Genomic DNA, 727 nt, shown 5'->3' with positions numbered 1-727 from the left:
CCTTGTCCGCCCGGTGCTGCGAACCGGGCTGCCAGTCATAGCCGGCCCGGGCCCAGGCGTACCCACCGACCTCCCAGGACGCGTGCAGCTCGATGTGACTGACCCCGGACTCCCGGTACCAGCCCTCCATGTGCTCGTTGAACTCGCGGGCGAAGCCTCCACCGCGGGCGGTCTTGTTGATGACCAGGGTGTTGTGGCGCGCGACGAGGTGGCCGTACTGGTCACGCTCGACCCCGTAGGTGAGGTGGCCGACCTCCTGCCCCTGCCTGTTCCGGATCACCAGGTGCATGTTCACCGAGTTGCGCCCGACGTCGACCGGGTCCTGGGTCCGCGACGGCTCGACCCGCATCCCGGCGTACGTCCGACCGGTGACCTCCTCGACGAGGTACCGCTCGACCTCGCCCTTCCACGCCCCGGCTTCCTCTTCGGAGCGCGGGACCATCTCCGCGAAGGTCGGCCGCCGCCCCTCCTGCACCCAGGCCGGATCGGACCAGATCTCATCGTGCGTGGAGTGGTCACGACCGTCGCTCGGGGCACGGTAGTCATTGCGCGGTTGGTCGTACCCGTGGTCCGGCGCCTCAGGCTGACGCCCGGCCGGATCGCGTCCCATCGGGTCATACGCCCGAGGGTCGTACGCCCGCGGATCCTGCCGCGCCGGGTCAAACGCACGCGGGTCATACGCCCGCGGATCCTGCCGCGCCGGGTCAAACGCACGCGGGTCATACGC

At 70.3% G+C, this 727-nt stretch carries 1 pseudogene; it reads right to left on the bottom strand.

From position 1 onward, the window contains the following. Positions 1 to 610 (bottom strand): annotated as a pseudogene (locus Raf01_RS23495) (hypothetical protein); the annotation flags it as partial. Positions 611 to 727 lie beyond the last annotated feature (117 nt).

It is taken from the genome of Rugosimonospora africana, assembly GCF_016862975.1.
GTDB lineage: Bacteria > Actinomycetota > Actinomycetes > Mycobacteriales > Micromonosporaceae > Rugosimonospora > Rugosimonospora africana.
Note: the sequence above shows the minus strand (reverse complement) of the source record. Positions and strands in the feature narration are given on the sequence as shown.